Consider the following 25305-nt stretch of genomic DNA (forward strand, 5'->3'; position numbering starts at 1 on the left):
GGCCCGTCGCGGCGATGTGCTGCGCGGGCTGGCGGACTTCACCGGGACGGCGTGCCCCCGACCACGCCGCCCTCCTTATCCGGCATCCGCACCCCGCGTTTGGCCGTTTTCCCCACCCGCCCACGGCCGGCTCTCCGGCAACGCCCGCCCCGCATCGCCCACCGAAATTCCCGCAAAGGGCCGGAGCACCGCGCCCGCTGGCATGACGGCAGCGTGATAACCCCCATCATGCGCGGGTAATACTTTCCTGACGCAAGCAGTGCTATCTTCGGAACTGGATGGCGATCTACGTGCGCGAGGCCGGCTTTGGCACGCCCCCTGCGTAACGCGCGCCTGATCCGCAATGTCTCCCAGGTTCACCATGACAACGCAAACCATCCGATTCCTGCGCCGGGGCGCCGTGCACGAGGTGCGCGACGTGCCGGTCACGCGCACCGTGCTGCAGCACCTGCGCGAGGATCAGCACGCCTGCGGCACGAAGGAAGGCTGTGCCGAAGGCGATTGCGGCGCGTGCACGGTGGTCGTCGGAGAACTCGACAGCGAGGGACAGCTCGCGCTCAAGGCCGTCAACGCCTGCATCCAGTTCCTGCCCACGCTCGACGGCCGCGCGCTCTTCACAGTGGAAGACCTGCGCGCCGCCGACGGCACGCTTCACCCCGTCCAGCAAGCCCTTGTCGATTGCCACGCCTCGCAGTGCGGTTTCTGCACGCCGGGTTTCGTCATGTCGCTGTGGGCGCTCTACGAACGCCAGCCGGCCAGCGCCGGCCTGCCCACGCGCGACGAGATCAATCAGGCCCTTTCAGGCAACCTGTGCCGCTGCACCGGCTACCGGCCCATCGTCGACGCTGCCCAGCGCATGTGCGACTACGCGCGCTACCCGCGTATCCCGCTCGACCGCCACGCGATTGAAGACGCCTTGCGCTCGCTCGCGCGCAACAGCACGTTCGAATACCGGGCAAACGGCGTGGCCGGCGGCGAAGCGACGTTCTTCGCCCCGCGCACGCTCGGCGAGTTCGCGAGGCTGCGCGCAGAACGGCCGCAGGCACGCGTGCTGGCAGGCAGTACCGACGTCGGCCTGTGGGTCACGAAGCAGTTTCGCGAGCTTGGCGATCTGATCTATACCGGCAACGTCGCCGAACTGCGCGACCTCTCGACCGACGCCGAGGCACTGACGATCGGCGCAGCGGTGCCGCTCGAAGAAGCCTACGCGGCGCTGACGATCGACTACCCCGAGCTCGCCGAGTTTTGGGCCCGCTTCGCCTCGCTGCCGATCCGCAACGCGGGAACGCTGGGCGGGAACATCGCGAACGGCTCGCCCATCGGCGATTCGATGCCCGTGCTGCTCGCGCTCGACGCGCAACTCGTGCTTCGCCGCGCAAACGCGGAGCGCACGCTGCCGCTCGCCGCCTTCTATGCCGGTTATCAGAAGACGGTGCTCGCGCCGGGCGAGTTCGTCCAGTCGATCCGCGTGCCGCGCCCCACGCCCACGCTGCGTTTTCGCACGTACAAGATCTCGAAGCGTTACGACCAGGACATCTCGGCCGTGTGCGCGGCGTTCGCGCTCGACATCGGCGAGGACGGCGTCATCGCGAAGGCGCGCGTGGCGTTCGGCGGCATGGCCGCGACGCCTCTGCGCGGCGCGCGCGCCGAAGTCGCCTTGACCGGCGCGCGCTGGGACGAAGCCACGGCGCGGTGCGCGATGGACGCCCTCGCGGCCGACTACCAGCCGCTCACCGACCTGCGCGCGAGCGCCATCTACCGCCTGAAAGTCGCGCGCAACCTGCTGTGGCGCTGCTGGCTGGAAACACGCGACGACGCCCCGCTCGCGCTATGCGACGTCAATGCGTTCGCCTTCGGCGCCGAGGACGGCTTCGAGGACGACGCCGTCCTCGCCGCGGGAGAAATACCATGAACCGCCAGTCCGAACCGTTTGTCACTAGCGTCGTCGGCACCGCCGCGCAGCCGGTCCATTCGGCGCTGGGCGCGCCGTTGCCGCACGAGTCCGCGGAACTGCACGTCAGCGGCGAGGCCCGCTACACCGACGACATCCCCGAGGTGCAAGGCACCCTGCACGCGGCGCTCGGACTCTCGCGCCACGCGCACGCGCGCATCGTGTCGCTCGACCTGCGCCGCGTGAGCGAGGCGCCCGGCGTGGTCGCGGTGCTGAGCGCCGCCGACATCCCCGGCGAGAACAATTGCGGCCCCGTGCTGCACGACGATCCGGTGCTCGCGGACGGCACGGTGCAGTACCTCGGGCAACCCGTCTTCGCGGTGATCGCCACGAGCCAGGAACTGGCGCGCCGCGCCGCCGCGCTCGCCGCGAGCGACGACGTGGTGCGCTACGAGCCGCTCGAGCCCGTGCTCTCGATCGGCGAAGCGCGCGCCAGGCAGCACTACGTACTGCCGCCGCGGCGCCTCACGCGCGGCGCGCCGGCGGAGCGGATCGCGGCGGCGCCGCACCGCATCGCCGGCACGTTCGCCGTGGGCGGCCAGGAGCAGTTCTATCTGGAAGGTCAGGTTGCCTACGCATTGCCGCAGGAACAGGACGGCATGCTGGTCCACAGCTCGACACAGCACCCGAGCGAGATGCAACAGGTCGTGGCCCATCTGCTGGACTGGCCCGCGCATCGCGTCGCGTGCGAATGCCGGCGCATGGGCGGCGGCTTCGGCGGCAAGGAATCGCAGTCGGCCGTGTTCGCCTGCGTCGCCGCGCTCGCGGCCCACAAGACCGGCCGCCCGGTGAAGCTGCGCGCCGACCGCGACGACGACTTCATGATCACGGGCAAGCGCCACGACGCGCTCTACGAATACGAAGCCGGCTTCGACGACGAGGGGCGTCTGCTCGGCGCGCGCGTGGAAATCGCGCTGCGCGCGGGCTATTCCGCCGACCTCTCCGGTGCGGTGGCCACGCGCGCGGTCTGCCACTTCGACAACGCTTACTTCCTCTCCGACGTCGAGATCGTCGCGCTTTGCTGCAAGACGAACACCCAGTCGAACACCGCGTTTCGCGGCTTCGGCGGTCCGCAAGGCGCGCTCGTGATGGAAGTGATGCTCGACAGCATCGCGAAGAAGCTGAACCGCGACCCGCTCGACGTGCGGCGCGTGAACTACTACGGCATCGGCGAGCGCGACGTCACGCCTTACGGCCAGCGCGTGGAGGACAACGTCCTCGCGCCGCTCACCGACGAGCTGCTCGCCTCGAGCCGCTACCGCGAGCGGCGCGCGGCGCTCGCGGACTGGAACCGCTCGAGCGGCGTCCTCAAGCGCGGCATCGCCTTCACGCCGGTGAAGTTCGGCATCTCGTTCAACGTGCCGCACCTGAACCAGGCCGGCGCGCTCGTGCACGTCTATCGCGACGGCTCGGTGCTCGTGAATCACGGCGGCACCGAAATGGGACAGGGGCTCAACACCAAGGTCGCGCAGGTCGTGGCCGGCACGTTCGGACTGCCGCTGGCGCGCGTGCGCGTGAGCGCGACCGATACGTCGAAGGTGGCCAATACCTCGGCGACCGCCGCCTCGACCGGCAGCGACCTGAACGGCAAGGCCGCGGAAGCCGCCGCGCTGACCATCCGCGCACGCCTCGCCGGGCTCGCTGCCGCCGAGTGCGGCGGCACGCCCGATGCCGTCGTGTTCGAGGACGGTGCGGTTCGGGCGAACGGTGTATCGGTGGCGTTCGCGGAGTTCGTCGAGCGCGCCTATATGAAGCGCGTGCAGCTGTGGTCGGACGGCTTTTACGCGACGCCGAAGGTTCACTGGGATGCGCGCACGCTCACGGGCCATCCGTTCTATTACTTCGCCTATGGTGCGGCCGTGTCCGAAGTGGTCGTCGATACGCTGACCGGCGAATGGAGGCTCGTGCGCGCGGATCTGCTCCACGACGCCGGCCAGTCGATCAATCCGGCCATCGACATCGGCCAGGTGGAAGGCGCATTCATCCAGGGGATGGGCTGGCTCACGACCGAGGAACTCTGGTGGAACGGCGACGGGCGCCTGATGACGCACGCGCCCTCCACCTACAAGATCCCGGCGATCAGCGATACCCCCGCCGCGTTCACGACCCGGCTCTATCGCAACGACAACGCGGAGCCGACCGTATTCCGCTCGAAAGCCGTGGGCGAGCCGCCGCTTCTGCTGCCGTTCTCGGTGTTTCTCGCGATCCGCAACGCCATCGGCGCGGCAGTGCCCGAGGCGCGCGAGGCCGCGCCGCTGCGCGCGCCGGCAACGCCTGAAGCGATACTCGACGCGCTCGATGCCCTGCGCGCGAATGCCATGGCGCAAGCCGTCGAAGCACCGGCGGCCGAAAGCCTGGTCGGTGCGAAGCCATGAAGCGAAGCCCTGGCGCGAAGTTACCAGCGAAGTTACCAGGACTAACCGGCAGCACGCCCAGCGTACTGCCTGAAGCAAGGAGAACCGCCAGATGCAAGCCTGGCTGACCGATCTGCAGCAACTGCTCGCGCACGGCGACGCCGCCGTGCTCGTGACGGTCGCGCGCGTCGAAGGATCGGCGCCGCGCGAAGCGGGCACGAAGATGATCGTGACGCGCGAGGCCGCGCGCCATACGATCGGCGGCGGCCACCTCGAATGGAAGGCTATCGAGATCGCGCGCCAGGTGCTGCGCGACGGCATGCGCGCGCCGAACATGCGGCGCCTCGAGCGTCTCGCGCTCGGCCCGAGCCTCGGCCAGTGCTGCGGCGGCGCGGTCGTGCTCGCGTTCGAGCGGCTCGACGTGGGCGACCTCGGCTGGCTCGCCACGCTGGCGCGCCGCCTCGCGGCCGGCGCGTCGACCGTGCGTAGCGTATCATTCCGCTCCTCGCGGAATGGCAACCCGATCGGCACGGGCAGCGCCGCGGCGGGCGACCCCGTCTTGCTGTCCGAGCCGGAACCGGGCGTGGAAGCCCCCGACTGCCTGCTCTGGGACACGCACGACGGCGAAGGCGGTGCGCTGCTCACCGAAACGATCGCGCCCAACGACTTCCCCGTCGTGCTGTTCGGCGCGGGGCACGTGGGCGCGGCGCTCGTGCGTGTGCTCGGCACGCTGCCGTGCCGCGTGCGCTGGGTGGACGAGCGCGACGCCGCGTTTCCGTCGCCCGAAGCGTTCGCGGCGCTGGCGGCGCCCAACGTCGAGATCGACGCAAACGACGCCCCGGACGAAGCCGTCGATACGGCCCTGCCGGGCACGAGCTTCATCGTGATGACGCACGATCATTCGCGCGACCTCGAACTCGCCGAGCGCATCCTGCGCCGCGGCGACTACGTGTTCTTCGGGATGATCGGCTCGCACACGAAGCGCAAGCAGTTCGAGCACCGGCTCGCCGCGCGCGGCATCGATCCGCTGCAGATCGCGCGGATGAAGTGCCCGCTCGGCGTCGACGGTATCGTGGACAAGTCGCCCGAAGTCATCGCCATCTCGGCCGCCGCACAGCTCCTGCAGGCGATCGAGGCGCACGCGGCCCATGCCCTCGCCCATTCCGCGTGATGTCATCTATCTACGGACCGACCCAACCATGACCATCACGACCACCGCAGTCCCGCTCACCGAAAAGGCCGCGCGCGCGCCGAAGTCCGAGCTGCACATCCATATCGAAGGCTCGCTGGAGCCCGAGCTGATCTTCGCGCTCGCCCAGCGCAACCATGTGAAGCTCGCCTACGACTCGATCGAGTCGCTGCGCCGCGCCTACGCGTTCACCGACCTGCAGTCGTTTCTGGACATTTACTACGCCGGCGCGAGCGTGCTGCTCGAAGAGCAGGACTTCTACGACATGACGATGGCCTACTGCGAGCGCGCGCTCGCCGACAACGTCGTGCACACCGAAATTTTCTTCGACCCGCAGACGCACACCGAGCGCGGCGTGCCCATCGAAACCGTGGTTGCGGGTATCGACCGCGCGCTCGCCGACGCCGAAAAGCGCGGCCTCACGAGCAAGCTGATCCTGTGCTTCCTGCGGCACCTCAGCGAAGCGGACGCGCTCGCCACGTTCGACGCCGCGCTGCCGCTCTTCGACCGCTATCCGCGCATGATCGGCGTGGGCCTCGACTCGTCCGAGCGCGGGCATCCGCCTTCGAAGTTCGAGCGCGTGTTCGGGCAAGCGCGTGCCAAAGGGCTGAAGCTCGTTGCGCACGCGGGCGAGGAAGGCCCGCCGTCGTACATCTACGAAGCGCTCGACCTGCTGAAGGTGGACCGCGTCGACCACGGCGTGCGCAGCATCGAGGACGCGGCGCTCGTCACGCGTCTTGCCGACACGCGCGTGGCGCTCACGGTCTGCCCGCTCTCGAACCTCAAGCTGTGCGTGTTCGACGACATGGCAAAACACACGCTCAAGGACCTGCTCGACCACGGTGTGGCGGTCACGGTCAATTCCGACGATCCCGCCTACTTCGGCGGCTATGTCAACGAGAACTACACCGCGATCATCGACGCACTGAAGCTGAACGATCAGGAGGTCTACACGATCCTGCGCAACGGCTTCGAAGCGTCTTTCGTGAGCCCCGAAGAGCGCGCCGCGCTGATCGCGAAGCTCGACGCTTACTGGAGCGCCACGACCTCATAAGCGCATCGGGCAGCACGATTTAAGCGCCCCGAAAGGGGCAGCCATACACCGCAGGGACCGGCGCGACAGCGCCGGGCCGTGGGCTCTCGCGCGCCGTGTTTTTCAGGGACGGCGCACATAAGGGACCTCAACCTCACTCAAACCTGAAGATTTCGGAGACGCAGTTCCCATGACTCAATCGGCTTACCGCGCAAAACTGTTGACGTTCAAAGGCGACCCCGCGCAATCGTCCGACGCCGCTGTCTTTCACGAAGACGGTGTCGTGATCGTCGAAGACGGCCACGTGGCCGCCTCGGGCGCGTGGTCCGCGCTCGCGGGCCTCGTCGCCGACGGCGCCACCGTCCACGACCTGCGCGACAAGCTGATCGTGCCGGGCTTCATCGACACGCACATCCACTACCCGCAGACCGACATGATCGCGTCGCCGGCGCCCGGTCTCCTGCCGTGGCTGGAAACGTATACGTTCCCGACCGAGCGCGGCTTCGAGAAAGAGGCCGTGGCCGAGGACACGGCGCGCTTCTTCGTCGACGAACTGCTTGCGAGCGGCACCACCACGGCGCTCGTCTATTGCACGGTGCACAAGCAATCGGCCGATGCGCTCTTTTCCGCGAGCGAGGCGAAGAACCTGCGCATGATCGCCGGCAAGGTGCTGATGGACCGTCACTGCCCGGAGTTCCTGCGCGACACGCCGCAGACGGGCTACGACGACAGCGCCGAGCTGATCGGCCGCTGGCACAAGCGCGGCCGCCAGATGTACGCGCTCACGCCGCGCTTCGCGCCCACCTCGACCGAAGCGCAGCTCGAAGCCTGCCAGGCGCTCGCGAAGGCGCATCCGGACATCTTCATCCAGAGCCACGTGGCCGAGAATCCCGACGAGGTGAAGTGGGTGAGCGAGCTCTTTCCGCGCCACCGCAGCTATCTGGACGTCTACGATCATTACGGACTCCTGCGTCGCCGCGCGGTGTACGGCCACTGCATCTGGCTCGACGACGAGGACCGCCGCCGCATGGCGCAGACGGGCACGGTCGCGGCGCACTGCCCGACCTCGAACCTCTTCCTCGGCAGCGGCCTGTTCGACTTCGACAAGGCCAACGAATCGGCCATGCCCGTGACGCTCGCGACGGACGTGGGCGGCGGCACGTCGTTCTCGATGCTGCAGACCATGAACGAAGCGCATAAAGTCGCGCGCATGGGTGGCCACCACCTCACCGCCACGCGCATGTTCTGGCTCGCGACGGCGGGCGCGGCACAGGCGCTCGATCTGGCCGACACCATCGGCACGCTCGCGCCGACGAGCGAAGCCGACTTCGTCGTGCTCGACCCGCGGGCCACCCCGCTACTCGCGCGGCGCACGGCGCGCGCGGAATCGCTTGAAGAACTGCTGTTCGCGCTCGCGCTGCTCGGCGACGACCGCGCCGTCCATGAGACCTACGCGGCCGGCAAACGCGTGCATCGCCGCGGCGAGCGCGCGCAAAGCGCTGTGCTATAATCCGCCGCTCATTGGGGAGTAGCCGCCCCGCATCGTGCCGCGCAACACGCCTTCCACGAAGGCTCACGCGCCCGGCGCACGATCCGCGGGGGCACCTGTCAACAAACTTGGCCTTCGCGGCCATGGCAGGTGCAGCCTCTGGCCTAGCGAGACCGATGACCCATAACCGCCGCAACAGGGCCCGGCGGGTTGTGGGTCGTCGCTCGCACTCATCTCGGCCCGAGGATTTTCAGAAAATGGATCAAGCCTTTCTCGTTTCCACGGGTGCCGTCGCGCTTGCCGAAATCGGCGACAAGACGCAACTGCTTTCGCTCGTCCTGGCCGCGCGCTATCGCAAACCCATGCCGATCATTCTCGGCGTGCTGGTCGCCACCCTCGTCAATCACGCGGGCGCGGGCGCGCTCGGCACCTGGCTCGGCGCGCTCGTCACGCCTTCCGTGATGCGCTGGGCGCTGGCCGCCTCGTTCGTCGCCATGGGCTTATGGATACTCGTGCCCGACAAGCTCGACGAAGGCGAAGCCAACGTCAACCGTTCGCGGCTCGGCGTGTTCGGCGCAACCGTCGTGACCTTCTTCCTCGCCGAGATGGGCGACAAGACGCAGATCGCCACCGTGGCGCTCGCCGCGCGCTTTCACGACTTCTTCGGTGTGGTGTCCGGCACCACGCTCGGCATGATGATCGCCAACGTGCCTGCCATCCTGCTGGGCGACCGCTTTGCGCACAAGCTGCCGACGAAGCTCGTGCACGGCATCGCCGCCGTCATGTTCGTCGTGCTTGGCGTGCTGGCGGTGATGGGCGTGGGAATCTAGGCGAAACGAGAGGCGGCGGCGCCTGAAAACCCACGGCGCCGCGCCGTTCGCTTGCCCGGCAGGAAGGCCTACTGTGCCGTGGCTGCGCCCGAAGCGGGCATGGGCGCGGCCACTTCGTTCGGCGCCCCGCCGTTCTTCTCGACCGGCAGCCTGACCTCCTGCACGGAACCGTTCGCCAGCGGGAAATTCGAGAGCGCGCTGCGCGCGAGGTACGGCATCGCGCGCACGAGCGACGGCTCGTCGCCGGAAGTGCGCGCCGTCACGTTGTAGAGCTCCTTGCCCGTCGCCTTGTCGGTGATGCGGATGCCAAGCGCGTGCGTATAGACCGGATAGGTCTGGTTCACGTATGCGGGCGCGTAGGGCCCCCACGCTCCCCACGGATTGAACGGCCCCCAGTACGGCGCCGGCCACGGGTTGTAGAACACCGGCTGCGCCACCGTCACCTGATCCATGCGGCTGCCATAGGCGAGCCCCACCAGATAGCGCGCCTGCCGTTCGTCGACCTGGCGGAACGCATATTGCGCCAACCCGTCGGCCACCATGCGCTCGTAGGTCTCTTCCTCGATGCTGTGCTTCTGGTCGGGGTTGCGCGCAAAGGCATAGGTGCGCGTGGCGTCGCTGCCGCCTTCCCACGCCGAGAACGCCGTCACCTGGCTCGTCACGTAGGTCGTACAGCCGGACAGCGTCACGGCAAACGCCGCCAGCAGCATCAGGGCGCGGCGGGTCCATCGGTCATGCTTCATGGTCTTCTCGTGTCTATTGGTCGAAAGCGCGGTCGAGGCGGTAGCGCCCGACCCCCGGCACGGCAATCCGATGATCATACTGACTCGCGCAAATGGGGGAAAGTTCGCGCGCGGCCCCGCACCCGACGCCCGCCTCCACGGCCAACCCGGACAAGCCGGCCGAGCCTTTGTACAATGAGACGATGCGCCGCGCCACAAGCGCCCAAAAGCAGCGCCCACAAGCAGCGCCCCACAAGCGGCAGAACGGGCGCGACGCCCCATTCGACGAGATCCCACCCGACCATGTCCGATACGACCGCCACGCCCAACGTGATTCGCCGCGCCGACTACGCGCCACCTGCTTTCCTGATCGATACCGTCGATCTCGAGTTCGACCTCGTCCCTGAGCGCACGATCGTGAAAAGCACGCTGCGCGTTCGCCGCAACCCCGCTGCCGCCGCTACGCCGCACCTCGAACTGATGGGGGAGCAACTGGAGTTCGTGAGCGCGGCGCTCGACGGCAAGCCGTATGCGAACGTGCGCGCGCACGAGCATGGCCTGACGGTCGAGAACGTGCCCGACGGTTTCGAGCTCACGCTCACCGGCGCCTGTAACCCGGCGGCCAATACGACGCTTTCGGGCCTCTACGTTTCGGGCGGCAACTTCTTTACGCAGTGCGAAGCCGAAGGCTTTCGCCGCATTACGTGGTTCCTCGACCGCCCGGACGTGATGGCCACCTACACGGTCACGCTGCGCGCCGACAAGGCCGCGTATCCGCTCCTGCTCTCGAACGGCAACCTGATCGCGGAAGGCGACCTGCCCGACGGCCGCCACTACGCGAAATGGGAAGACCCGTTCCGCAAGCCGAGCTACCTGTTCGCGCTGGTCGCGGGCAAGCTCGTTGCGCTGGAAGAGCGCATCAAGAGCGGCTCGGGCAAGGAAAAGCTGCTGCAAGTCTGGGTCGAGCCGCACGACCTCGACAAGACACGCCATGCGATGGACTCGCTCATCCACTCGATCCGCTGGGACGAGGCGCGCTTCGGGCTCGAACTCGATCTCGACCGCTTCATGATCGTCGCCGTGAGCGACTTCAACATGGGCGCAATGGAGAACAAGGGGCTCAACATCTTCAACACGAAGTACGTGCTGGCGAATCCCGAAACGGCCACGGACGTCGACTTCGCCAACATCGAAGCCGTGGTCGGCCACGAGTACTTCCATAACTGGACCGGCAACCGCGTGACCTGCCGCGACTGGTTCCAGTTGAGCCTGAAGGAAGGCCTCACGGTATTCCGCGACCAGGAGTTCTCGGCAGCCATGTCGGGCGGCGACGAAAACGAAGCGGCGCGCGCGACCAAGCGCATCGAAGACGTGCGCGTGCTGCGCCAGATGCAGTTCGCCGAAGACGCGGGACCGATGGCGCACCCGGTGCGGCCCGAGAGCTACGTCGAGATCAACAACTTCTACACGATGACGGTCTACGAGAAAGGCTCGGAAGTCGTGCGGATGTATCAGACGCTCTTCGGCCGCGAAGGCTTTCGCAAGGGCATGGACCTGTACTTCAAGCGCCATGACGGCCAGGCGGTGACCTGCGACGACTTCCGCGCCGCCATGGCCGACGCCAACGGCCGCGACCTCGCGCAGTACGAGCGCTGGTACAGCCAGGCGGGCACGCCGCGCGTGACGGTCACGACACGCTACTACGAAGCGCAGAAGCGTTACAGCGTGACGCTCGCGCAGGACTACGGCAACGCCTCGCCGGCCGCGCGCGAAACGCAGACGGGGCCGCTCCTGATCCCGTTCGCGATCGGCTTGATCGGCGCTACCGGCGAGGATCTGCCGCTGCGTCTCGAAAGCGAGGCGAACGCGCAAGGCACGACTCGCGTGCTCGAACTCGCGGAAGCCCAGCAGACCTTCACGTTCGTCGACGTGCCGGCGAAGCCGCTGCCCTCGCTCCTGCGCAACTTCTCCGCGCCGGTGATCGTCGAGTACGAGTACGGCAACGACGAACTGGCCTTCCTGCTCGCCCACGACAGCGACCCGTTCAACCGCTGGGAAGCCGGCCAGCGCCTCGCGACGCGCGAGCTGCTCGCGCTCGCCGCGCGCGCGGGCCAGCCGCTCGAAGTCACCGACGACGTGATCGACGCGTTCCGCCGCGTGCTCAACGACGAAGCGCTCTCGCCGTCGTTCCGCGAACTTGCACTGATGCTGCCGTCGGAAACGTATCTGGCCGAACAGATGGCCGAATCGGACCCGGCCGCCGTGCACGCGGCGCGCCAGTTTCTGCGCAAGCGTCTTGGCACGGCGCTCAAGGCCGACTGGCTCGCCGCTTATGAGAAGCACCTCACGCCGGGCGCCTACGAGCCGACACCCGAGGCGGCCGGCCATCGTGCGCTGAAGAACCTCGCGCTCTCGTATCTCTCGGAACTCGACGATCCGGCCGACGCCGTGCGCCTCGCCGCCGCGCAGTACGACGGGGCGAACAACATGACCGACCGCGCGGCCGCGCTCTCGGTACTGCTAAACGCCTCGGCGGCTACGGGCGGCGACTTCGCGAACAAGGCGCTGGAAGACTTCTACGCGCGCTTCGAAAAGGAACCGCTCGTCATCGACAAGTGGTTCGCCCTGCAGGCCGCGCAGCGCGGCAGCGCGGCGCGGCCGGTGATCGAGACCGTGCGCGCGCTGCTGCGTCATCCCGCGTTCAACCTGAAGAATCCGAACCGCGCGCGCTCGCTGATCTTCAGCTTCTGCGCAGCGAACCCCGCTCAGTTCCATGCCGCCGACGGCTCGGGCTACGCGTTCTGGGCCGAGCAGGTGCTCGCGCTCGACGCGATCAACCCGCAGGTCGCCGCACGCCTTGCGCGCAGCCTCGAGTTGTGGCGCCGCTTCACGCCGGCCCTGCGCGAACCGATGCGCGCCGCGCTGGAGAAAGTCGCCGCCGGCGCGAAGTCGCGCGACGTGCGTGAGATCGTCGAGAAGGCGCTGGCGTAAGCCGCCGGAATGCGGCGCGGCCCCAGCCGCTGCGCCGCGGCGAAATCCCCGCAAGCCTGCCCGCCCGGCAGGCTTTTTTATTCATTTTTTTCGCGCCGCCGCACCCGGGCCGGGCAAGATCGAGCGGGTAGAATTGCACTATTCCCAAGCCTTTCCGGAGTCCTGCAATGGCTTTGCAACGTCGTACCACCCTCACGAAGTACCTGATCGAGCAGCAGCGCGAGCACCGCAATCTGCCCGCCGACCTGCGCCTCCTGATCGAAGTCGTCGCCCGCGCCTGCAAGGCGATCAGCTTCAACGTCAGCAAGGGCGCGCTGGGCGATGCACTGGGCACCGCCGGCAGCGAAAACGTCCAGGGCGAGGTGCAGAAGAACCTCGACATCCTCTCGAACGAAATCCTGCTCGACGCCAACGAGTGGGGCGGTAACCTCGCCGCCATGGCATCGGAAGAGATGGAAACCTTTTTCCCGATTCCGGCCAACTATCCGAAGGGCGAATACCTGCTCGTGTTCGATCCGCTCGACGGTTCGTCGAATATCGACGTGAACGTCTCGATCGGCACGATCTTTTCGGTGCTGCGCTGCCCGGACGGCCAGCAACCCACCGAGGCCTCGTTCCTGCAGCCGGGCACGAAGCAGGTCGCGGCGGGTTACGCCGTGTACGGCCCGCAAACCGTGCTCGTGCTCACGACCGGCCACGGCGTGAACTGCTTCACGCTCGACCGCGAACTGGGCTCGTGGGTGCTCACGCAAAGCAACATGCGCATTCCCGAGGAGACGCGCGAATACGCGATCAACGCCTCGAATGCACGCCACTGGTATGAGCCGGTGCAGAAGTACATTGGCGAGCTGAATGCGGGCAAGGAAGGCCCGCGCGGTGAAAATTTCAATATGCGCTGGATCGCCTCGATGGTCGCCGACGTGCACCGTATCCTGAATCGCGGCGGCATCTTCATGTATCCGGCCGACCGCCGCGATCCGTCGAAACCGGGCAAGCTGCGCCTCATGTACGAAGCGAATCCGATGGCCTTCATCGTCGAGCAGGCGGGCGGCGTGGCGACGAATGGCGAAGCGCGCATTCTCGACATTCAGCCGACGAGCCTGCATGAGCGTGTGGCGGTGTTCCTCGGGTCGAAGAACGAGGTCGAGCGTGTCACTCGCTACCATCGCGAAGCCAAAAAATGAAAAAAGCGCGGGGAGGGCTTGCGTATGCGACGAATCCTTCCTATAATCTTCGTTCTCTGATGCCGGAATAGCTCAGACGGTAGAGCAGCGCATTCGTAATGCGAAGGTCGGGGGTTCGATTCCTCTTTCCGGCACCATCAAGCTTCAAGCAAAAAGCCCAGTCCTTGTGACTGGGCTTTTTGTTTTTCCGCGGCCTCACCTCTCTCGAAGAGTCGCCCAGCTCATCGCCGCGCGATACGCAAACCACGGGGACTTGCAGCCACAAGAAAAAGCGGCGGGAACGTCCGCGTTCACCGCCGCCCTGGTTTATACGCACCACGCAGTAAATCGCCAGGAAAAGGCATTTACGCTCGAGTTAATCGAGCGAATGGACTCAAACGCGCTTTTTTTGCGCTTAAGAAAATTTAAGGATTTTCGCGTCAACGACAACGGTTAATCGCGCGTTGCGCAGAGATGGGGGATGGTCTCGAGTCCCACGCGCGGCCCGCCGCAGCGTGGCGCGGGCATCCAGGAACTCTGTGCTGACGGGCGCAAGCGCCAAACCAGCACGCATGCGAAGCACGAAGAGTGATCCAGCCCATTATATTCCGCGCCGGTTATTACCGTGTGACGTTGTGCGGTTAAAGCAACACGCACATCTGAAAAGCACCGTTACTGTGAACGGCACTAGCGCGCTTGAAGGGCCGAGTCGGATAATTGCCTTATACAGGAGAAAGATCATGGACGCCAAACCGCCAAGGATTCCGACCCCGGACCAAGTATTCAGTCCGGATCCGGAACCGGTGGCCGTCGAGTTCCTCGGCGACGAATTGCCCGCCCACGTGCGCGCATTTCTCGACGAGCAACGTAAGGCCCACGAACAAAAGTAACGGGGAAAACGCGCACGCGCATTGAACGGCGGATCGAACGACCCGCCGCTTCGCCGTGCGCTAATGCTAAATTTGCGTTTCGCGATCCCGGGCCGACGGCTCACTTCCACCGAAACCGCATCATGAATTTCCTCGTTCGCGCAAGCGCATCTTGCGCCGCGGCGCTGCTGCTCGCCCTCCCTCTTTCCCCTGCCCGCGCCGATGGCGACGATACGGCGCTCACCAATCTGATCGCGCTCGTTTCGCAGCGCCTCTCGCTCGCCGAACCCGTTGCCCACTGGAAGTGGGAGCATCACAAACCGATCACCGATGCCCCGCGTGAGGCGGCACTGCTCTCCGATGTCCAGAAGCGGGCGGCCGCAGCCGGCGTCGACCCCGAGTTTGCCCACGCGTTTTTCCGCGACCAGATCGACGCGAGCACCGAAGTGCAGAAAGCGCTCTTCGACACGTGGCGCACCTCGCAGGTGCCGGCGGGAGCCGCCCCTGATCTGGCTGCCGTCACGCGCCCCCAGCTCGACCGGCTTACCGGACAATTGATCGGCGCGCTCGTGCAAGTTCAGCCGCTGCGGGCCGCGGCGGATTGCCCTACCCGGCTTGGACGCGCACTGGCGAACTGGAAGCAGCTGACGCGCTACGATGCCTCACGGGCTGGCGCGATCAACGATGCGCTTGGCCATGTCTGCGAAGGCGGCGGTGTAGGCGGCGTCGTTTAGGAGTCCGGTACGGCGTCAGCCGGCTGCGCTCCCGGTTTCCTGAATCACGCTCGCAACAGCGCCTGCCCCGGGCAACTGCAGCGGCTGCACGCGCAGGCCACGCTCGAGGCGGCCCTGCAGGATACGCCACGTCGCCACTTCGAACGACGGTTCGCCCGCGGTCTGAATGCGCTCGGCGGCCTCGGCAACGCTTGCCACGGCGCCCAGATAGCACCAGCGATCGATGAGGTGCAGGACGCTCGCGCCTGCGGCCGCGTCGCGCTCCTCGACCAGCACCGCCCCTTCGAATGGCCAGGACGCCGATAGCGGATCGCGCCTCGTTACGCGCGGCACACGATTGAACGCGGGCCGAAGCGCGGCGATCCATTGCGCTTCGACGAGCAGCGCCCCGAATTCTCCCCCGGTGGCACACCATTGCACCCGCCTGACCTGCTGCGCCATCCGCTGCTCGCGCGACGAGCGCCGCTCGCCCGACAGATGGGCCCGCACGCGCTGGCGCACGCGCACGCTGCGGCCGACATAGAGAGGCGCGTCGTCTTCGCCATAGAAGGCATAGACGCCGTGGCCGGCCGGCGCGGTATCGATGAAATCGTCCGTGATCTCGCCCGCCAACCGGTGCCGCCGCGTCAGCCGGTGGATCTGCGTAGCGAGCATCTCCTCCGGCACGAGTGAGGGCAAGCGCTGCCAGAACTGCCAAAGCAGATCGGCATCGGCGAGCGCCCGGTGGCGATCCGACGGCACAAGCGCATGCCGCTCGACGAGTGCGTCGAGTCCGTGACGCTTCTCGCCGGGAAACAGCGCCCGCGAAAGTCGCACGGTGCATAGGACATCGGGATTGAACGAGAAACCGGCACGTTCGAATTCCGCGCGCAGGAAGCCCCGGTCGAACGCCGCGTTATGGGCGATGAACAGCTTGCCGTCGAGCCGTTCGAGGAGCGCGGGCGCAATCTCGTCGAAAGTCGGTGCGCCTCGCACCATTTGATCGGTGATGCCGGTGAGTTGCTGAATGAAGGGCGGAATCGCCTGACGCGGGTCGACGAGGGTACTCCATCGCGTCACCTGGCCCGCCGCCACCTCCACGACGCCAACCTCGGTGATCCGGTGTTCCCCCACTGACCCGCCCGTCGTCTCGAGATCCACGAAAACCAGGGGAGAATCGGTCGGCGAGGCGCCGGGCATCATGGAAAGATCGGACATGGTGAAGCAGCAAGCGAAGGATGAGAGAAAACGCGCCAAGTATGCCCTGTTCGGGTGCCGCATGCCCAGCCTTCCCCGATACGACGTCTCAATCTTTCAAATGGCACACATCGGCATTCACCGGATTTTCCCCGATTGCAAAAATAATAACGTGGCGCTCCGCGTTATTGCGCGCCTTTATCTTTAATCACGCAAAATAAAAAAGCCCTGGTATTACCAGGGCCTTCGGTTCTGTCACATGCGCGTCGCGCCTGCGTCAGACTACATTCATAGCGTGCATTTACAGCGGCTGGATGTTCGCCGCTTGCTTGCCCTTCGGGCCGACCTTGACTTCGAACGACACGCGCTGGTTTTCTTTCAGCGACTTGAAGCCTTCCGCGCGAATCTCCGAGAAGTGCGCGAACAGGTCATCGCCGCCGGCGTCAGACGTGATGAACCCAAAGCCCTTCGCATCGTTGAACCACTTGACGATACCGGTTTCCATGTTTCAGTTTCCCTCGAAATTTTGATGACACGGGGATTAACCCTGCCGCCGTAAGCCAACCGATCCCCGCCTCATCACAAACTCAGCAAACTGCATGGGTATTGCGCTTGACCGGAAAATCAGCATTGCCGTTATACGGGGAACGACAATCGCCAGTCAAGCGAATTTTTTATAACAACTTTCCCATTTTCACGATAAAGCCACCGCGCATCAAAATTCGGGCAAAAACCCGCCGGCGGCACCATTCAAGCCTGCGTCATTTTTACCCGAGTTACTCAAGTTAATGAGATCACCGCAAGAATTCCCGATATGTACCAATACGTATCAAACGTAAGTGTTTTTACGGGTTGTTCAAGTAAAACATTCAACTCAAGATTTGGATGGATGGCAAGCTTCAGGAGGTCATCATGCTGAAGAATCTGCGGCGCTGTATTAAGTGGCTGGTACAACCGGGAGACGCGGCGACGTCCACAACAGGGGAGCTCGACGCGTACGGCCCATGGCACGGGGACCACTGGCACAACCTGCTTTGCTCACCAATGGACGCGCGGCACTATGTGATGGAGGACTGGAGCTTGCAGCTCGAGCCTCCCGCCGCGCCGGCCAAATAAGCGTACAGCAAATCGCGGACAAAAAAAGGCGCGGCTTGGGGCCGCGCTGACAAAGGTTTGGAGATCTTTTTCGTCAACGAAAAAGTCTGCTTCGAGAAGCAGCACTTGTAGTATATGCGCTGCTCGAACTGCGTATTAAGCGCATATAACACAATCATGTGTTACATCGCCAGCAACAATGATGCACGGCGTCTCTTTATTCCGATTTCCGGAATCATGCTGTAGCGATCGCACAACGCCACTCGGTTGACATTTCGCTTACATTCGCGCCCGACACGGGCAAAGCTCTCCCCGCAGGGCGCGAAGCCCCGTCCAAGATAATTCCACTTTTCACAATTATTTATTGTGAATTTAGAAATATTTCACTTTCGAACACCCTCTCTACACTCTGCCTGTCCGGAAACCGATTTCGTCGCATCAATGCGTCCCACGCGGCTTGTCACGTCTCGCCGGCTCTCGCGTGAACGGTTTCCGCAAGCCTGGGTTCCTGGAAACCCATACTGCACTCGGAGTTCATAACGATGAAAAAGACTCTCATGGTCACCGCCTTCTCGGGCGCTGTCGCAACGGCCGCGCACGCGCAAAGCGGCGTGACGCTGTACGGCCTGATCGATGCCGGCATCACCTACACGAACAACCAGAACGGTCATAGCGCCTGGCAAGCCACGAGCGGCACCGTCAACGGCAGCCGTTGGGGCCTGCGCGGCGCTGAGGACCTCGGTGGCGGCCTGAAGGCGATCTTCGTGCTGGAAAGCGGCTTCAGCATCATGAACGGCACGGCAGGCCAATCGAGCCGCATGTTCGGCCGTCAGGCATACGTCGGTCTGACCAGCGATCAATATGGCGCCGTGACGCTCGGCCGCCAGTACGACAGCGTTGTCGACTACCTCGCGCCGCTGTCGATCACCGGCACGCAGTCCGGCGGCACGATCTCCGCCCACCCCTTCGACAACGACAACCTGAACAACTCGATTCGCTTCAACAACACGGTGAAGTACTCGAGCCTGAATTACTCGGGCTTCAAGTTCGGCACAACATACTCGTTCTCGAACAGCACCGAATTCGCGAACAACCGGGCTTACAGCTTTGGCGCCACGTATAACTACGGCGGACTGAACGTCGCTGCCGGTTACCTGCAACTGAACAACGACATGAACAACCCGCAGGTCAAGCAAGCTGCGTTCGCGGGCGCGCAAACGGGCGAATGGACTTTCCTGGCCGGCCGTCAGCGCACGTTCGGCGGCGGCCTCAACTATACGTTCGGCCCGGCAACGGCAGGCTTCGTGTACACCCAGACCAATTTGAGCGACACGCAGGGCGGCAGCATCTCGCCTACGAAATCGGGCGTTGCGACTACCGGCGTTCCGTTCAACGCGAGCAGCGCGCGCTTCCAGAACTTCGAAGGCAACATCCGCTACGCTCTGACGCCGGCCCTGAGCCTCGCCGGTTCATACACGTACACTCGCGCGAATCTGGGCGGCGGCGTGAATCCGAATTACAACACGGTCGCGCTGCAATCCGACTATCTGCTCTCGAAGCGCACCGACGTTTACCTGCAAAGCGACTGGCAGCACGTCTCTTCAAACCCGGAAGTCGGCGCTTACCTGAACGGTCTGAGTTCGGCCTCGAAGACGCAAGATCAGGTTGCCGTGACGGTGGGTATGCGCCACCGGTTCTAGGCCCGACTGTGCTCAGGCCTCGCCCGGTGCGGGATACCGTACGTCGAGCACGTCGATCGGCGCAGGGCCCGCGGGCGTATACAGCGTCACCTGGTCGCCGACCTTCGCCTTGAGCAATGCCCGCGCGACGGGTGAAACCCAGCTCACGCGGCCGTGGTCCAGATCCACCTCATCAATGCCGACGATGGTGATCGTATGCGGTTCGCCGTCGTCGGTGCCGTACTCCACTGTCGCGCCAAAAAACACCTGATCGGTGTTTTCCTGGCGGCTGCTGTCCACCACCTCGGCAAGGTCGAGCCGCTTGGTGAGAAAGCGGATGCGCCGGTCGATTTCGCGCAGGCGCCGCTTGCCATAGATATAGTCGCCGTTCTCGGAACGGTCGCCATTCGAGGCAGCCCATGAGACGAGCTTGACCACCTCCGGACGCTCCTCGTCGATCAATTGCAGCAGTTCGCCGCGCATGCGCTGGTAGCCGCCCGGCGTCATATAGTTTTTGGCGCCGGCGGGAATCTCGGGCAAACCGCCCTCGAGATCGTCGTCGTCGCCGTCGTTCGATTCTTTGACAAATGCCTTGTTCATGATGAGTCAGTGTTGATGCCTGTAACCTGCACACAGGTTACACGATGCCGGCGCGAGGACAAATCGCGATAAGAGTCTTCCCTTTTTTCAAACCTCTGCTATAATCTCACTTCTGCGTGCGGCTGTAGCTCAGTTGGATAGAGTACTTGGCTACGAACCAAGGGGTCGTGGGTTCGAATCCTGCCAGCCGCGCCACTTATTACGAGGGCCTTCCTCACACGAAGGCCCTTAATTTTTGGAAAAACGTTTTGGAAAACGCGTTTCAGCGCCGCGACTTTGTAAAATTTCGCGGCTGCGCTCGAAAGGCGAAAGTAGTACAGTTTTAGCGTGCGGCTGTAGCTCAGTTGGATAGAGTACTTGGCTACGAACCAAGGGGTCGTGGGTTCGAATCCTGCCAGCCGCGCCATCTCTCGAAAGGCCTTCCTGATGATTCAGGAAGGCCTTTTGTCTTCCAGGCTGCACATTTCTTGCCCGGCGACCGCCGGCGCCGGCGTCCTGACTAGCGCGGCGGCGAGCCGATATCGCCTATCCGGGCATCCGGGCGGGGCAGATCCTCGACGTCGCCGATATCGCTCGGCTCCCCCACTTGCTCGGCATGCGGGCCGTTCAGCGCCTGCGGCTGGCGCAGCATCTCACCCACCGTATCGCCGTAGCGGCTCATCACGAATGCACGCAGCAACGCAATGCGTAGCGAGTCGCCATGGGCCTCGACCGTCCGGTGACTGCCGGCGAATTCCGCAACGCAGAACGCCTTCGTATCGTCATGGCGCTCGCGCAATTCGAAACGCTGCGCCCGATCGAGCACGGCACCCGCCGCCTCCCAGGACGTCGAGGGCGCGAAGCGCCCGTCCCAAGGACGCCCGCGATCATTGCCGCGCACCGCAACCTTCGTACCGCTATCAGTGAAATAAATTTCGCGGACGAAATCATGCAGGCCACGGGCCACCCAATAGTCGAGCGTCATGCCGGTCAGATCAGCTACGTTCATCGCAACTCCCTACGGACGGAGTCCCGCCCACCGCTCAGTAGTCGCCGCGCTCGCGTTCGATCCGCATGCCGCCATCGTGGCGGTGGTGCCCTTCGTCGCTCGGACGCTCACGCACGATGCGCATCACGTCCGGGTTCGTGCGCACGCGGCGCATCACGTTCGCGAGGTGTACACGGTCGCTCACCTGGATCACGAAGCGCAGGAGGTTCGACTCCTGTGCGAGGTCGTCGTCCATGGCGATATGCACGATGTTGGCGTCGGCCGACGTGATGTCGGCGGCCACGCGTGCGAACACACCCTTCGTGTTCTTCACGAGCACTTTCACGGCCACGTCGAACAGGCGACCAGGCTGCGGCGCCCAGGCCACGTCGATCCAGCGGCCCGGATCGCGCTTGTGAATGCGCTGCGCGACGCGGCAGTCGGTCGTGTGGATCGCCATGCCGAGGCCAATGCCGATATAGCCCATGATGTCGTCGCCCGGAATCGGGCGGCAGCAGGCCGAGAGCTGCACCGACATGCCTTCGGTGCCCGTGATGACGACGGGCGGCGCATGCGGCGCGTTCGGATCGCGCGACGTATGGTGGTGCTCGTCGTCGTCGGCTTCGAGGCCGTTGATCAGCACTTCGATACGCTTGGCCATCACAGCCGCTACGCGCCGGCCCAAACCGATGTCGGCAAAGATTTCCTGGCGGTTCTTGTTGCCGGTCCACTGCACGAGCTTTTCCCAGACTTCGGGTGTGACGTCCGAAAGCTGGTAGCCGTAGCCCTTGAGCGCCTGGTCGACGAGCCGTTCGCCCAGTTGCACGGACTCCGTGAGCCGCATGGTCTTCAGGTAGTGACGGATCGCCGAGCGCGCCTTGCCGGTGCGCACGAAGCCGAGCCACGCGGGATTCGGCTTGGAGTACGGCGCCGTGATCACCTCGACGATGTCACCGCTCTTGAGCTCGGTACGCAACGGCAGCAGCTCGTTGTTGATCTTCACCGCGACGCACTGGTTGCCGAGGTCGCTGTGGATCGAGTACGCGAAGTCGAGCGCCGTGGCGCCGCGCGGCAACGCCATGATCTTCGACTTCGGCGTGAAGACGTAGACGGCGTCCGGGAACAGGTCGATCTTGACGTGTTCGAGGAACTCGCTCGAATCGCCCGCCTCGCTCTGGATGTCGAGCAGCGACTTGAGCCATTGGTGCGCGCGCTTCTGCACGTCGTTCAGATCGGCGCCGCCGTTCTTGTAAAGCCAGTGTGCAGCCACGCCCGCTTCGGCGATTTCGTGCATCTTGCGCGTGCGCACCTGGAACTCGATCGGCGCGCCGAACGGGCCCACGAGCGTGGTATGCAAGGACTGATAGCCGTTCACCTTCGGAATGGCGATGTAGTCCTTGAACTTGCCCGGCACTGGCTTGTAGAGCGCGTGCAGCGCGCCGATGCAGGTGTAGCACTCGAGCGCCGACTCCACCACGACACGAAAGCCGTACACGTCGAGCACCTGCGAGAACGACAGTTGCTTGTCGCGCATCTTCTTGTAGATGCTGAAGATGGTCTTCTCGCGGCCGGTGACTTCGGCGCTGATCTTCGCGTCCGCAATGGCGCGCTGCACCGCTTCCAGGATCTTCCCCACCACTTCGCGACGGTTGCCGCGCGCCGCCTTCACGGCCTTCTCGAGCGTGGCGTAGCGGTTCGGATTGAAGTTCGCGAAGCTCAGATCCTGCAGTTCGCGATAGGTGTTGTTCAGGCCGAGGCGGTGCGCGATCGGCGCGTAGATGTCGAGCGTCTCGCGCGCGACGCGCCGACGCTTGGCCGGCGGCACCGCGCCGAGCGTGCGCATGTTGTGAAGCCGGTCCGCGAGCTTCACGAGAATCACGCGCACGTCGCGCGCCATCGCGAGCAGCATCTTGCGGAAGTTTTCCGCCTGCGCTTCCTCGCGATTGCGGAACTCCATCTTGTCGAGTTTCGACAACCCGTCCACCAGTTCCGCGACCTTCGCGCCGAAGCGCTCGGCGATCTCCGCCTTGGTCACGCCCTGGTCCTCGATCACGTCGTGCAGGAGCGCGGCCATGATCGACTGGGCGTCGAGCTTCCAGCCGGCGCAGATCTCCGCGACGGCGACAGGATGGGTGATATAGGGTTCGCCGCTCTGGCGATACTGCCCGAGGTGGGCTTCATCGCTGAAGTGGAACGCCGCTTTGACTTCCTTGATTTCCTCGGGTGTGAGGTAAGCCGAAAGCGCGGCGGTCAGATTGGCGATGGAGACGACCCCGTGCTTGCGGGGCTGCTCCGGTGTCGCGGTGGGTCCGAACAGATGGCGGAACGACTGTTCGAGGACCGCGTCGATGTAGTTGCGCGCGGGGCTCGCGGTCTCGGCTTCCTGGTCCACCTCGGTGGCCGGCGAGGGCGTCGTGCTCATGTTCCCCTCCGTATCAGGTTGGCGTTGACGTGAAAGCGGCTCGCGCGCGTTACAACTTCAGGCCCTAGAGCAATGCCAACGTGGCGCCGTTAAACGGGCACCTTTTTCAGCATTTCCAGGCCGACCTGGCCAGCCGCGATCTCGCGCAGCGCGACGACGGTGGGCTTGTCGCGGCTTTCGATCTTCGGCGTGTGACCTTGTGCGAGCTGGCGCGCGCGATACGTCGCGGCGAGCGCCAGTTCGAAGCGGTTCGGAATTTGTTTCAGACAGTCTTCGACGGTGATGCGGGCCATGTCGGTTTCCTTCTCATTCTCAGCAGGTTCTTATTCTACCTTATGTGCCCGACGACCCGGGCTGCGGCTGGTGGATACCGAGCTGCACGAAGAGCTCGGTATGACGCGCGTATTGCGAGGCGAAGCGCAGGCGCGTTGCGGCCACCACGTTGCGCAGTTCCTGCAGCGCACGATCGAAGTTCTCGTTGATCACGACGTACTCCGATTCGCTCGCGTGCGCCATCTCGCTGCCGGCGGCCAGAAGGCGCCGCGTGATGACGTTGGGCTCGTCTTCGCCGCGCTTTCTGAGGCGATCGGCAAGCGCATCGAGCGAGGGCGGCAGAATGAAAATCTCTACCGCGTTGCGGAACTGCTTCTTCACCTGCTGCGCGCCTTGCCAGTCGATTTCGAGCAGCACGTCATGGCCGATCTTCATCTGATCTTCGATCCACACGCGCGAGGTCGCATAGTAGTTGCCATGCACTTCGGCGCTTTCGAGAAACTCGCCGATAGCGTGGCGCGCGAGGAAGTCGTCGACGGTGGTGAAGTGATAGTGCTCGCCGTCGCGCTCCTTCGAGCGCGGCGGCCGCGTGGTGTACGAGATCGACAGGCGGATCGCGCTGTCTTCGGCGAGCAGCGCGTTCACGAGCGTCGACTTGCCGGCGCCCGAGGGGGCCACCACCATGAAAAGATTGCCCGGATAGACGCCCGCGTAGGGATTGCGCGGTTTCGCTGCATTGGTCTGGTCGGTCATGTTCGCTACTTCCTTCATTCGAGATTCTGGACCTGCTCGCGCATCTGTTCGATGAGGAGCTTGAGCGTCATCGAAGCGTCCGCGAGTTCCTTCGCCGCCGCCTTCGAGCCGAGCGTGTTCGCTTCGCGGTTGAGCTCCTGCATCATGAAGTCGAGCCGCTTGCCGACCTTGCCGCCCTTCTCGATCACGTGGCGTGTTTCGTTCAGATGCGCCGTGAGACGCGACAATTCTTCGGCGATGTCGATGCGGATGCCGTACATCGTCACTTCCTGGCGGATGCGCTCGTTGATTTCCTCGCGCGAAACGCCGCCGATCGCGCCGTTGCCGTTCGCCTCCGGCGCCGCGATGCCGAGCGCCTCCTGCAGCCGCTCGACGATCTTCTGCTGGTGCTTGACGATCAGGTCCGGCACGAGCGGCGTGATCTTCGCAACGATCGCTTCCATTTCGGTCACGTTCGCGAGCAGCATGTTCGCGAGCTGCGCACCCTCGCGCGCACGCACATTGATCAGTTCGGCAATGGCCTCCTTGCCGCAGCCGAGCACCGCGTCGCGCAGCACCTCGGGTGCAACGCCGCTTTCCGCCAGCACGCCCGGCCAGCGCAGGATCTCGCCGGTGCGCAGATGCCCCGACTCCGGAAACGCTTCAAGCACGGCGCGCTCGAGCGCGGCGAGCTGATCGAGCGCATCGCGATTCAGCGCACCCGCGTTCGCGGTCTGCTCGCTGCGCTGAATGTTGATGCGGATATCGACCTTGCCGCGCGACAGTTTCGTCATCAGCATTTCGCGCAGCGTCGGCTCGCAGACGCGCACGTCTTCGGGCATGCGGAAATTCAGGTCGAGAAAACGCGAATTCACGGTGCGCAATTCGACGGACACGCTGGCGCCGCCCGTGCCCGAGGCCGAAGCAAGCTCGCGCGTGACGCTTGCATAGCCGGTCATGCTGTAAATCATGGTTCGTCTCGCGAATAAAACCGTGGCGGCGCGCGTGGCGATGCGCGGGACACGGCGGAAGGATC

Annotated in this window: 22 protein-coding genes, 3 tRNA genes and 1 riboswitch; of the genes, 16 read left to right on the top strand and 9 right to left on the bottom strand. The window is 64.9% G+C overall.

Features of this window, described 5'->3' with window-relative positions; translation table 11 throughout:
- Positions 1 to 361 precede the first annotated feature (361 nt).
- The 6 genes from xdhA (at position 362) to BAC01S_RS14220 (ending at position 8846) form a co-directional block, all read left to right on the top strand.
- Complete coding sequence (gene xdhA, locus BAC01S_RS14195) at positions 362 to 1912, top strand: xanthine dehydrogenase small subunit (protein ID WP_027795368.1); 1551 nt, start codon at positions 362 to 364, stop codon at positions 1910 to 1912.
- Entirely contained in the window at positions 1909 to 4326 is a 2418-nt protein-coding gene (gene xdhB, locus BAC01S_RS14200; protein ID WP_027795369.1) for a xanthine dehydrogenase molybdopterin binding subunit, read from the top strand. Before xdhA ends, xdhB begins: the two co-directional genes overlap by 4 nt.
- Positions 4327 to 4417: 91 nt before the next feature.
- Complete coding sequence (xdhC, locus tag BAC01S_RS14205; protein ID WP_027795370.1) at positions 4418 to 5476, top strand: xanthine dehydrogenase accessory protein XdhC; 1059 nt, start codon at positions 4418 to 4420, stop codon at positions 5474 to 5476.
- A 28-nt stretch (positions 5477 to 5504) separates the two neighbouring features.
- Positions 5505 to 6548, top strand: coding sequence for an adenosine deaminase (locus tag BAC01S_RS14210; protein ID WP_027795371.1), 1044 nt, complete (start codon positions 5505 to 5507; stop codon positions 6546 to 6548).
- A gap of 169 nt (positions 6549 to 6717) precedes the next feature.
- Complete coding sequence (gene guaD, locus BAC01S_RS14215) at positions 6718 to 8037, top strand: guanine deaminase (RefSeq protein ID WP_027795372.1); 1320 nt, start codon at positions 6718 to 6720, stop codon at positions 8035 to 8037.
- A gap of 1 nt (position 8038) precedes the next feature.
- Positions 8039 to 8265, top strand: a riboswitch (yybP-ykoY riboswitch).
- An 8-nt stretch (positions 8266 to 8273) separates the two neighbouring features.
- A complete protein-coding gene (locus tag BAC01S_RS14220; RefSeq protein WP_027795373.1) occupies positions 8274 to 8846 on the top strand; it encodes a TMEM165/GDT1 family protein in 573 nt (190 codons plus the stop codon).
- 68 nt (positions 8847 to 8914) lie between these two features.
- Here BAC01S_RS14220 and BAC01S_RS14225 read toward each other — a convergent pair whose 3' ends face one another.
- Positions 8915 to 9589 carry a DUF4136 domain-containing protein gene (locus BAC01S_RS14225; protein ID WP_027795374.1) on the bottom strand — a complete coding sequence of 225 codons (675 nt, stop codon included), beginning with the start codon at positions 9587 to 9589 and terminating at the stop codon, positions 8915 to 8917.
- A 282-nt stretch (positions 9590 to 9871) separates the two neighbouring features.
- On the opposite strand from BAC01S_RS14225, the gene pepN reads away from it, so the two are divergent.
- From pepN to BAC01S_RS14255, 5 genes are all read left to right on the top strand, one after another.
- On the top strand, positions 9872 to 12559 hold the full coding sequence (gene pepN, locus BAC01S_RS14230; protein ID WP_027795375.1) for an aminopeptidase N: 2688 nt from the start codon (positions 9872 to 9874) through the stop codon (positions 12557 to 12559).
- A gap of 167 nt (positions 12560 to 12726) precedes the next feature.
- Positions 12727 to 13743: a class 1 fructose-bisphosphatase gene (locus tag BAC01S_RS14235; RefSeq protein WP_027795376.1), complete on the top strand. Its 1017-nt coding sequence runs from the start codon at positions 12727 to 12729 to the stop codon at positions 13741 to 13743.
- Positions 13744 to 13804: 61 nt separating this feature from the next.
- Positions 13805 to 13880, top strand: a tRNA-Thr gene (locus BAC01S_RS14240).
- Positions 13881 to 14462: 582 nt separating this feature from the next.
- Positions 14463 to 14612 carry a hypothetical protein gene (locus tag BAC01S_RS35110; RefSeq protein ID WP_027795377.1) on the top strand — a complete coding sequence of 50 codons (150 nt, stop codon included), beginning with the start codon at positions 14463 to 14465 and terminating at the stop codon, positions 14610 to 14612.
- A gap of 122 nt (positions 14613 to 14734) precedes the next feature.
- Positions 14735 to 15325 carry a chorismate mutase gene (locus BAC01S_RS14255; RefSeq protein ID WP_027795378.1) on the top strand — a complete coding sequence of 197 codons (591 nt, stop codon included), beginning with the start codon at positions 14735 to 14737 and terminating at the stop codon, positions 15323 to 15325.
- Positions 15326 to 15340: 15 nt separating this feature from the next.
- On the opposite strand, the gene BAC01S_RS14260 is transcribed toward BAC01S_RS14255, so the two are convergent.
- Positions 15341 to 16522 (bottom strand): exonuclease domain-containing protein, encoded by a 1182-nt coding sequence (locus BAC01S_RS14260; RefSeq protein WP_027795379.1) that lies wholly within the window; start codon positions 16520 to 16522, stop codon positions 15341 to 15343.
- Here BAC01S_RS14260 and BAC01S_RS14265 point away from each other — a divergent pair.
- Positions 16521 to 16709: a hypothetical protein gene (locus tag BAC01S_RS14265; RefSeq protein WP_027795380.1), complete on the top strand. Its 189-nt coding sequence runs from the start codon at positions 16521 to 16523 to the stop codon at positions 16707 to 16709. The genes BAC01S_RS14260 and BAC01S_RS14265 overlap by 2 nt on opposite strands.
- 93 nt (positions 16710 to 16802) lie before the next feature.
- On the opposite strand, the gene BAC01S_RS14270 is transcribed toward BAC01S_RS14265, so the two are convergent.
- Entirely contained in the window at positions 16803 to 17006 is a 204-nt protein-coding gene (locus tag BAC01S_RS14270; protein ID WP_027795381.1) for a cold-shock protein, read from the bottom strand.
- A gap of 407 nt (positions 17007 to 17413) precedes the next feature.
- On the opposite strand from BAC01S_RS14270, the gene BAC01S_RS31310 reads away from it, so the two are divergent.
- Complete coding sequence (locus BAC01S_RS31310) at positions 17414 to 17617, top strand: hypothetical protein (protein ID WP_043202285.1); 204 nt, start codon at positions 17414 to 17416, stop codon at positions 17615 to 17617.
- 521 nt (positions 17618 to 18138) lie between these two features.
- Positions 18139 to 19296: a porin gene (locus BAC01S_RS14280; protein ID WP_027795382.1), complete on the top strand. Its 1158-nt coding sequence runs from the start codon at positions 18139 to 18141 to the stop codon at positions 19294 to 19296.
- A gap of 12 nt (positions 19297 to 19308) precedes the next feature.
- Here the strand turns inward: BAC01S_RS14280 and greB are convergent, their stop codons facing one another.
- Complete coding sequence (greB, locus tag BAC01S_RS14285) at positions 19309 to 19875, bottom strand: transcription elongation factor GreB (protein ID WP_027795383.1); 567 nt, start codon at positions 19873 to 19875, stop codon at positions 19309 to 19311.
- Positions 19876 to 19993: 118 nt separating this feature from the next.
- Here greB and BAC01S_RS14290 point away from each other — a divergent pair.
- Positions 19994 to 20070 (top strand) — tRNA-Arg (locus BAC01S_RS14290).
- Positions 20071 to 20204: 134 nt separating this feature from the next.
- Positions 20205 to 20281: transfer RNA gene (locus BAC01S_RS14295), tRNA-Arg, on the top strand.
- A 93-nt stretch (positions 20282 to 20374) separates the two neighbouring features.
- On the opposite strand, the gene BAC01S_RS14300 is transcribed toward BAC01S_RS14295, so the two are convergent.
- The 5 genes from BAC01S_RS14300 to BAC01S_RS14320 form a co-directional block, all read right to left on the bottom strand.
- Positions 20375 to 20863 carry a phage protein NinX family protein gene (locus tag BAC01S_RS14300; protein ID WP_027795384.1) on the bottom strand — a complete coding sequence of 163 codons (489 nt, stop codon included), beginning with the start codon at positions 20861 to 20863 and terminating at the stop codon, positions 20375 to 20377.
- A gap of 34 nt (positions 20864 to 20897) precedes the next feature.
- On the bottom strand, positions 20898 to 23264 hold the full coding sequence (locus BAC01S_RS14305; RefSeq protein WP_027795385.1) for a RelA/SpoT family protein: 2367 nt from the start codon (positions 23262 to 23264) through the stop codon (positions 20898 to 20900).
- 89 nt (positions 23265 to 23353) lie between these two features.
- Positions 23354 to 23557, bottom strand: coding sequence for a DNA-directed RNA polymerase subunit omega (rpoZ, locus tag BAC01S_RS14310; RefSeq protein ID WP_006400783.1), 204 nt, complete (start codon positions 23555 to 23557; stop codon positions 23354 to 23356).
- Between the two features lie 40 nt (positions 23558 to 23597).
- Entirely contained in the window at positions 23598 to 24290 is a 693-nt protein-coding gene (gene gmk, locus BAC01S_RS14315) for a guanylate kinase (RefSeq protein WP_027795386.1), read from the bottom strand.
- Positions 24291 to 24304: 14 nt separating this feature from the next.
- Positions 24305 to 25240, bottom strand: coding sequence for a YicC/YloC family endoribonuclease (locus BAC01S_RS14320; protein ID WP_027795387.1), 936 nt, complete (start codon positions 25238 to 25240; stop codon positions 24305 to 24307).
- Positions 25241 to 25305: the final 65 nt, after the last annotated feature.

Source organism: Paraburkholderia acidipaludis NBRC 101816, assembly GCF_000684975.1.
Classification (GTDB): Bacteria; Pseudomonadota; Gammaproteobacteria; order Burkholderiales; family Burkholderiaceae; genus Paraburkholderia; species Paraburkholderia acidipaludis.